Annotated in this window: 6 protein-coding genes; 4 read left to right on the forward strand and 2 right to left on the reverse strand. The window is 42.1% G+C overall.

The window, feature by feature from the left end; genetic code table 11:
- Positions 1 to 329 precede the first annotated feature (329 nt).
- Entirely contained in the window at positions 330 to 1,541 is a 1,212-nt protein-coding gene (locus FTT83_RS15050; RefSeq protein ID WP_166168070.1) for an iron-containing alcohol dehydrogenase, read from the forward strand.
- 239 nt (positions 1,542 to 1,780) lie between these two features.
- The gene (locus FTT83_RS15055) at positions 1,781 to 2,749 is read left to right on the forward strand and encodes an alpha/beta hydrolase (RefSeq protein WP_086195080.1); all 969 of its coding nucleotides are present in this window, start codon (positions 1,781 to 1,783) and stop codon (positions 2,747 to 2,749) included.
- 16 nt (positions 2,750 to 2,765) lie between these two features.
- Here the strand turns inward: FTT83_RS15055 and FTT83_RS15060 are convergent, their stop codons facing one another.
- The gene (locus FTT83_RS15060) at positions 2,766 to 3,947 is read right to left on the reverse strand and encodes a transcriptional regulator (RefSeq protein ID WP_166168067.1); all 1,182 of its coding nucleotides are present in this window, start codon (positions 3,945 to 3,947) and stop codon (positions 2,766 to 2,768) included.
- A 204-nt stretch (positions 3,948 to 4,151) separates the two neighbouring features.
- Here FTT83_RS15060 and FTT83_RS15065 point away from each other — a divergent pair, with 204 nt between their 5' ends.
- Together FTT83_RS15065 and FTT83_RS15070 are read left to right on the forward strand one after the other, a co-directional pair.
- Positions 4,152 to 5,663: an aldehyde dehydrogenase family protein gene (locus FTT83_RS15065; protein ID WP_180176817.1), complete on the forward strand. Its 1,512-nt coding sequence runs from the start codon at positions 4,152 to 4,154 to the stop codon at positions 5,661 to 5,663.
- A 142-nt stretch (positions 5,664 to 5,805) separates the two neighbouring features.
- Positions 5,806 to 6,525 (forward strand): glutamine amidotransferase, encoded by a 720-nt coding sequence (locus tag FTT83_RS15070; RefSeq protein WP_180176818.1) that lies wholly within the window; start codon positions 5,806 to 5,808, stop codon positions 6,523 to 6,525.
- 65 nt (positions 6,526 to 6,590) lie between these two features.
- Here FTT83_RS15070 and FTT83_RS15075 read toward each other — a convergent pair whose 3' ends face one another.
- Positions 6,591 to 7,175, reverse strand: a complete 585-nt coding sequence (locus FTT83_RS15075; protein WP_086195076.1) for a YceI family protein — start codon at positions 7,173 to 7,175, stop codon at positions 6,591 to 6,593.
- Between the last annotated feature and the right edge of the window lie 254 nt (positions 7,176 to 7,429).

Below are 7,429 nucleotides of genomic sequence, written 5' to 3' on the forward strand. Positions count from 1 at the left end.
ACGGTTCAATTTCTTTAAAGGCTTCTCGACTAATGTCGCTGGGATATGGTTTTCTCATTGAATAATTTTAACAAATTCTTTTTTTAAGTGCTAAAAAAGAATGAAATTAATACTGGATAGGCTCTTATACATGGTTTGCAAGATAGCCTAGATATGAGTAAACGATGCATCAAAAATAGACAATCGGGCAATATTTAATAAAAAATTATAAAATTCAAAAACTTAAAATGGTAGGTATTTGGTAGGTAGGATTTTTTTCAGCTTCATTCGATACTCCAATTACGGTGAGAGTCACCGATAATATAATGAATGGTAGAAGGAATCGCACCATGGCTTTTAAAAATATTGCAGATCAAACCAACGGTTTTTATATTCCCTGTGTTTCACTTTTCGGCCCAGGCTGTGCCAAAGAAATTGGAACAAAAGCGCAAAATCTAGGTGCCAAGAAGGCATTGATTGTGACTGATGCAGGTTTATTCAAATTTGGTGTCGCAGATACTATTTCAAACTATTTAAAAGATGCTGGCGTTGACAGTCATATTTTTCCGGGTGCAGAACCGAACCCAACCGACATTAACGTACATAACGGCGTTCAAGCCTATAATGAACAGGGTTGTGATTTTATTGTTTCTTTAGGCGGTGGTTCATCACATGACTGTGCTAAAGGTATCGGCCTAGTGACAGCGGGTGGCGGTCATATTCGTGACTACGAAGGGATCGATAAAAGCACTGTACCGATGACACCGCTAATTGCGATCAATACCACGGCAGGTACGGCTTCAGAAATGACCCGTTTCTGTATTATTACCAATACCGATACCCATGTAAAAATGGCTATTGTTGACTGGCGCTGTACCCCGCTGATTGCCATCGACGATCCTAAACTGATGATTGCCAAACCAGCCAGCTTAACTGCGGCAACCGGTATGGATGCATTGACTCACGCTGTTGAAGCCTATGTATCAACTGCAGCCAATCCAATTACCGATGCTTGTGCCGAAAAAGCCATTACCATGATTAGCGAATGGCTTAGCCCGGCTGTTGCCAATGGTGAAAACCTGGAAGCACGTGATGCCATGAGCTATGCACAGTATCTTGCAGGTATGGCTTTTAACAATGCATCTTTAGGTTATGTTCATGCCATGGCGCATCAGCTGGGCGGTTTCTACAATCTGCCACACGGCGTTTGTAATGCCATTCTGCTTCCGCATGTATCTGAATTTAACCTGATCGCCTGCCCGGATCGCTATGCGAAAATTGCACAGTTAATGGGAGTCAACACTGAAGGCCTGACGGTAACTGAAGCTGCATTTGAAGCCATCAATGCCATTCGTCAACTTTCTGCTTCTATTGGTATTCCATCTGGTTTGGCTGAACTGGGTGTCAAAGAAGCTGATCTTGCTATCATGGCAGAAAATGCGCAAAAAGATGCCTGCATGCTCACCAACCCACGTAAGGCTAGCCATGCTCAAGTGGTCGATATCTTTAAGTCAGCATTGAAACCTAATGCATCGGTAGTCGATTTTAAAGCAGCAATGTAATACCTCCCTGTAAGTCTTCTATCCAATTCTTTGACTTACACTTTTAGCAACCCATGTTCGCACTTCGTCAAGAAGTGCGCCAAGAAAAGAAACCATTTCCCTTTTCCTGGCTGATCCTGTGTCCTTGATGACAGGATAAGAACTGTGGTTGCTTTTTTTTATAAAAATAATTCAATTTGACAAATTAGCACTCATCATGAAGGATAAGAGAAAACAAATTCTTCTCTATGAGTATAAAAATGAGCAATGGCAACACCGCCCCACTTTATCAACGCGATATCTTAGGCCCAGGTTATGAACAGGCCACTTTAAATTTCCCGGATGATTACGAAGGTCAGGTTACAGCGACCTTAGTCAGAAAAAAAGCCGACCAAACCACATCCAAAGCTGTGTTATATATTCATGGCTTTATTGATTATTTCTTCCAGACGGAAATGGCAGAACAGTTTAACCAGCATGGTTTTGACTTTTATGCACTCGATTTACGTAAATATGGCCGCTCCATTCTGCCGCATCAAAAATATTATAATGTGCGTGAAATTGCCGAATACGATGCTGAAATTACCGAAGCCTTAAACATTATAGGCGCAGAAGGCCATGATGCCATTTTACTTAGTGGCCATTCTACCGGTGGCTTAACCACCACACTGTATGCGGCACATCATCCAGAGCATCCTTTAATTAAGGCACTGTGGGTCAATAGTCCGTTTTATGATTTCAATATGAACCCGATCAAGAAAAAATTGGGCATTCCCAATTTAAGCCGGGTGGGTAAGGTTTGCCCGGATTTAAAATTTCCCAGTGAGCTGAACAAATGGTATGTTCCCAGTCTGCATAAAAATCTGCATGGCGAATGGGACTTTAATCTGGACTGGAAACCGCAGTCTTACCCTCTGGTTCGCTTGAGTTTTGTTCGGGCCATTTTTGAAGCACAGAAAGAAATCCATCAGGGAGTCAGCTTAACGGTACCCGCGTTGGTAATGCATTCAGATCAAAGCAAAAATCCAAAAAAATGGCATCAATATGCGCAAAGCAGTGACGTGATTCTAGATGTCAAACATATCGACAAATATGCCAGAAAAATCAAAGGTGATGTCACCATTGCTAAAATCAAGAATGGCTTACATGATCTGGTCTTGTCGGAAAAATCGGTACGCCAGAATGTCTATCTGCGGCTGTTTGAATGGCTAGAAATTAAAGGGCTGTAAATATATCTTACAGCTCTCAGGCATCCTTATATTTCAGCAGGGTTTGATGCACAGGGTGCGTTTTGGGCATGAGCTCAATCAGGCGCTCCACCGCATCAATCGCCTCAGGGAATCGAGCCACATGTTTTAGCAGCACATCGGTTTCATTGGCTTTAAAAATGGCATCACTTAAACGGGATTCCAGACAATCGCGCCAGGCACATAAAAAAGGACTTTCGGTTTTGGCTAGAAATACGCCAGTACACAGTTTTAAGGCCGAATCGATATAGCCGGCATCCAAAGACTGTTCTGTCAATAAAAAGTCAGCCTCTACATGTGCCAATAAACGATAAGGTCTGGAACCCAGCATACCGCCCAGTACATCACGCAACTGCGACATTTCCGCCTTTAAGGTACCTATACTGACTTTTCGTTCTCCGTATAAAGCCTGATGCAGAGTATCCAGACTTAAACCTTGCGGACATAATGCCAGGATGGTCAAAATTTCAATTTGGCGGGGGGTCAGAACCAGTACCTTGCCATTAAACAAAACCTGAGGCACGGAAAAAGCCCGGATAAACAGACGCTGCTTTTGGTATTCCAGCAAAGCCGATTGAATAATCGAAGCACAGCGTTCCGCTGCAAGTAGTCCCAAACTGTTATGCTTTTGCCAGGTGGTCGACAGGTCAATCACCCCTAACACCTGCTTGGAATAAGGATCAATAATCGGGGCAGCATAACAGACCCAATCATGAATGGAAGGCATATAATGTTCATTGGAAAACACACAACTCGATTGCTGGGTTTTTAACGACAGTGCCAAGGCATTGGTTCCAACCAGTTCCTCGCGCCATTGCCCGCCTTCAATAAAATGCACACTTTCTGCTGCACGCTGCATTTGTGGACTGGAGGCTGACCAGATAATGGTGCTACCGATATCGCCGACTGCAATTACCATCGAAGACTGTTCGGCAATATGCTTTAAATCCTGTGCGCAATGTTGCAAGGCATTTGCCAAAGCCGAAGGATAGGTTTCTTTTTGTAAGTGAACCAGTGGGGCAGCCAAGCGATCCTTGGGAATTTCGGCCGAGGATGAACGTTGCCAGGAACTCGCAATACTTTGACCCAGTTGTTCTGCATGTAAGGCAGATAAACTGCTACTTTGCCTAAACTGATCAATTTTATGCCTTTTTTGCATCAAATTTTGTTTTGTCATCATTCCTTATTCTCACAACAATTCATGATTTACATCCACTGTAATCGCTATTTTTTATGCTGGATTGAAAAGATTGTAAACCTTCTTGTATCCAACCTTTCTCCAACCTTATTCAGGTTATGCTAATCATATAATGTACACAAGTACCTTATATACCAAAGCTGTAGATACGGTTTTAAGACACTAAAATAAGCAAAGGAAATACATATGCGTTACGTCGATCCTAATCAACCTGGTTCAAAAGTTCAGTTTAAAGCCCAATATGAAAACTTTATTGGTGGACAATGGGTAGCGCCTGTCAAAGGAGAATACTTTGACAATATTTCACCTGTAGATGGTAAAGCTTTCACCAAAGTTCCGCGTTCTAGCGTTGAAGATATTGAGCTTGCTCTTGATGCTGCACATAAAGCCAAAGCACAATGGAACAAGTCATCGCCAACGACCCGTTCCAATATCCTGTTAAAAATTGCCGACCGTTTAGAAGCCAATCTGGAACTTTTGGCAGTTGCTGAAACTTGGGATAATGGTAAGCCGATTCGTGAAACCCTGGCTGCCGATATTCCTTTGGCGATTGATCATTTCCGCTATTTTGCCGGCTGTATCCGTGCACAAGAAGGTGGCATTTCAGAAATCGATGAAGATACTATTGCCTACCATTTTCATGAACCTTTAGGTGTAGTCGGACAAATCATTCCGTGGAACTTCCCGATTTTAATGGCAACCTGGAAACTGGCACCGGCTCTGGCTGCAGGTAACTGTATTGTTTTAAAACCGGCTGAACAAACACCGGTCAGTATTCTGGTACTGGTTGAACTGATTCAGGACCTGTTGCCTGCAGGTGTATTAAACATTGTAAATGGTTATGGCGTTGAAGTAGGCCGCCCATTAGCTACCAACCCACGTATTGCCAAAATTGCATTTACTGGCTCAACAGCTGTCGGTCAGCAGATCATGCAATATGCCACCGAAAATATTATTCCGGTAACCTTAGAGCTAGGTGGTAAATCACCAAACATTTTCTTTGAAGATGTCATGGCGCAACAAGATGACTACCTAGAAAAAGCACTGGAAGGCTTTACCATGTTTGCCCTAAACCAAGGGGAAATCTGTACCTGTCCATCACGTGCTTTGGTTCAGGAAAGTATTGCTGACCAGTTCCTGGAACTTGCAGTAGAACGTGTGAAACGCATTAAAACCGGTCATCCACTGGATACTGAGACCATGATTGGTGCACAGGCTTCTCAAGAACAGCAAGACAAGATTTTGGGATGTATCGCAACCGGCCGTGGAGAAGGTGCTGAACTATTGACGGGTGGTGAAGCACGTCATGAAGTTGGCCAAGGTTTCTACATTGAACCGACCATTTTCAAAGGCACCAATAACATGAGAACGTTCCAGGAAGAAATTTTTGGACCAGTACTCGCAGTGACCACCTTTAAAGATTTTGATGATGCCATCAAAATTGCCAACGATACCATTTATGGTTTAGGTGCTGGTGTCTGGTCACGTTCAGCGCATACGTCATATCGTGCAGGCCGTGCGATTGAAGCAGGTCGTGTATGGACCAACTGTTATCATATCTACCCTGCACATGCTGCATTCGGTGGTTATAAAAAATCAGGTATTGGACGTGAAAACCACAAGATGATGCTTGATCATTACCAGCAAACCAAAAACTTGCTGGTGAGCTATGCTACCAAGCCAATGGGCTTCTTCTAAACAGAACGTTGTATCAAGTATCTCAAAAGCGAACTTCGGTTCGCTTTTTTGCTTTAAATTGCAAACGATCAACAGAGAAATCTTCATTTTTCTGACTATTCAGGCTAAATTGCTATGATTCCTTCTCCATGAAAACAAAAGCATGATAACTATTCCTTCAGACTTTCCCGACACCATTTATGCCATTCAACATCTTGCCTTTGAAGACCTGGGGGCATTTGAAGATGTCTTTTATCAACTCGGTTTTCGGGTACGTTATTTTGAAGCCGGTGTAGATGATTTAACCAAAGCATTTCAGCATAAAGGTCTCACCATTATTTTAGGTGGACCGATTGGCGTGTATGAAACAGATGACTACCCTTTCTTACAACAAGAAATAGACTTACTTAAAGTTCGCCTAAAAGAAAACTTGCCAACTTTAGGCATCTGTCTAGGTGCTCAACTGATTGCTCATGCCCTGGGTGCCAAAGTGTATGCAGGACATCAAAAGGAAATTGGCTGGAGCCAACTCAGTATTACAGATTGTGCAAATAATCTGCTTAAGCCATTAACTGGAACTGCTGTATTACACTGGCATGGCGATACCTTCGATTTGCCTGAACAGGCTACATTATTAGCAGGTTCAGAGATTTATCTTCATCAGGCATTTTCTGTGGGGAAAAATATTCTGGCCTTACAATTTCATCTTGAAGTGGCCCCAGAAAGTCTGGAAAAATGGCTGATTGGCCATACCTGCGAATTAAGAAAAGCTAACGTTAATATTCCGGCTTTGCGAGCCGACAATCAACGCTATGCCACTGCATTAGCATTGCAGGCACAGGCTGTATTGCAGGCATATCTCAAACAGATTTCAGCAATTTAAAGTAAAATTTCAACCAATAAAAAAGCACCCTCTCAAGGGTGCTTTTTTTATTAGCCAATTCAGGCTTATTTTTTCGCAGGAACAGAAGCTTCAGTGGTAATGTTTACCGTGATTTTATCGCCCACATTTGGTACATAAGCCCCTACGCCAAATGCTGACCGGTTGAATGAAGTCGTGGCATTGAAACCAATAGCCTCTGCTTTAGTCATTGGATGTACACCTTGTTTATTTAACACTGCATCTAAAACTACAGGTTTAGTCACATCTTTCACTGTAAGGTTACCAGTGATTTTGTATTTGTTTTTACCTAATGCCTGAACTTTAGTACTTTTAAATGTGATGTTTGGATACTTCGCTGCATCAAAAAAATCTGCTGTTTTTAAATGCTCATCCAATGCTTTTACGTTGGTATTTAAACTCGATAAAGGAATAGTCACATTCACAGATGAATTTGCAGGTTTTGCATTATCGACGTTAATTGTACCTTGAATGTCGCTAAAGTTTGCAGAAGGCGTAGAGAAACCAAAGTGACTCCAGGAAAAAACAGTTGCTGTGTGGGTTGGATCAATCTGATAGGCAACCGGTTTTGCCATAGTAAAAGTTGCCACTGATGCAACCGCCAGACCTAAAGTTAGTGCTTTAAAATTCATGTCTTGTTATCTCGCATTGGAATGATTATTAGTTTATACCTTTCTTATTTTAATTCACCGATATAGATAAAACGATATGTTGCAAGAATAGAACAATTACCGGTTATCTAGCTCCATAAATGAAATGATAAGTTGACAAAAACAACTAAACATGCGAAAAGACATTTTTGGTTAAACGATGTTTGCACATGCCACGGATTGTTACCGTCCCACTCAGCTTAGAACAGCGTGCACAACTAATTCTCCTGACCAAG

Source organism: Acinetobacter sp. YH01018 (genome assembly GCF_013420295.1).
Lineage (GTDB): Bacteria > Pseudomonadota > Gammaproteobacteria > Pseudomonadales > Moraxellaceae > Acinetobacter.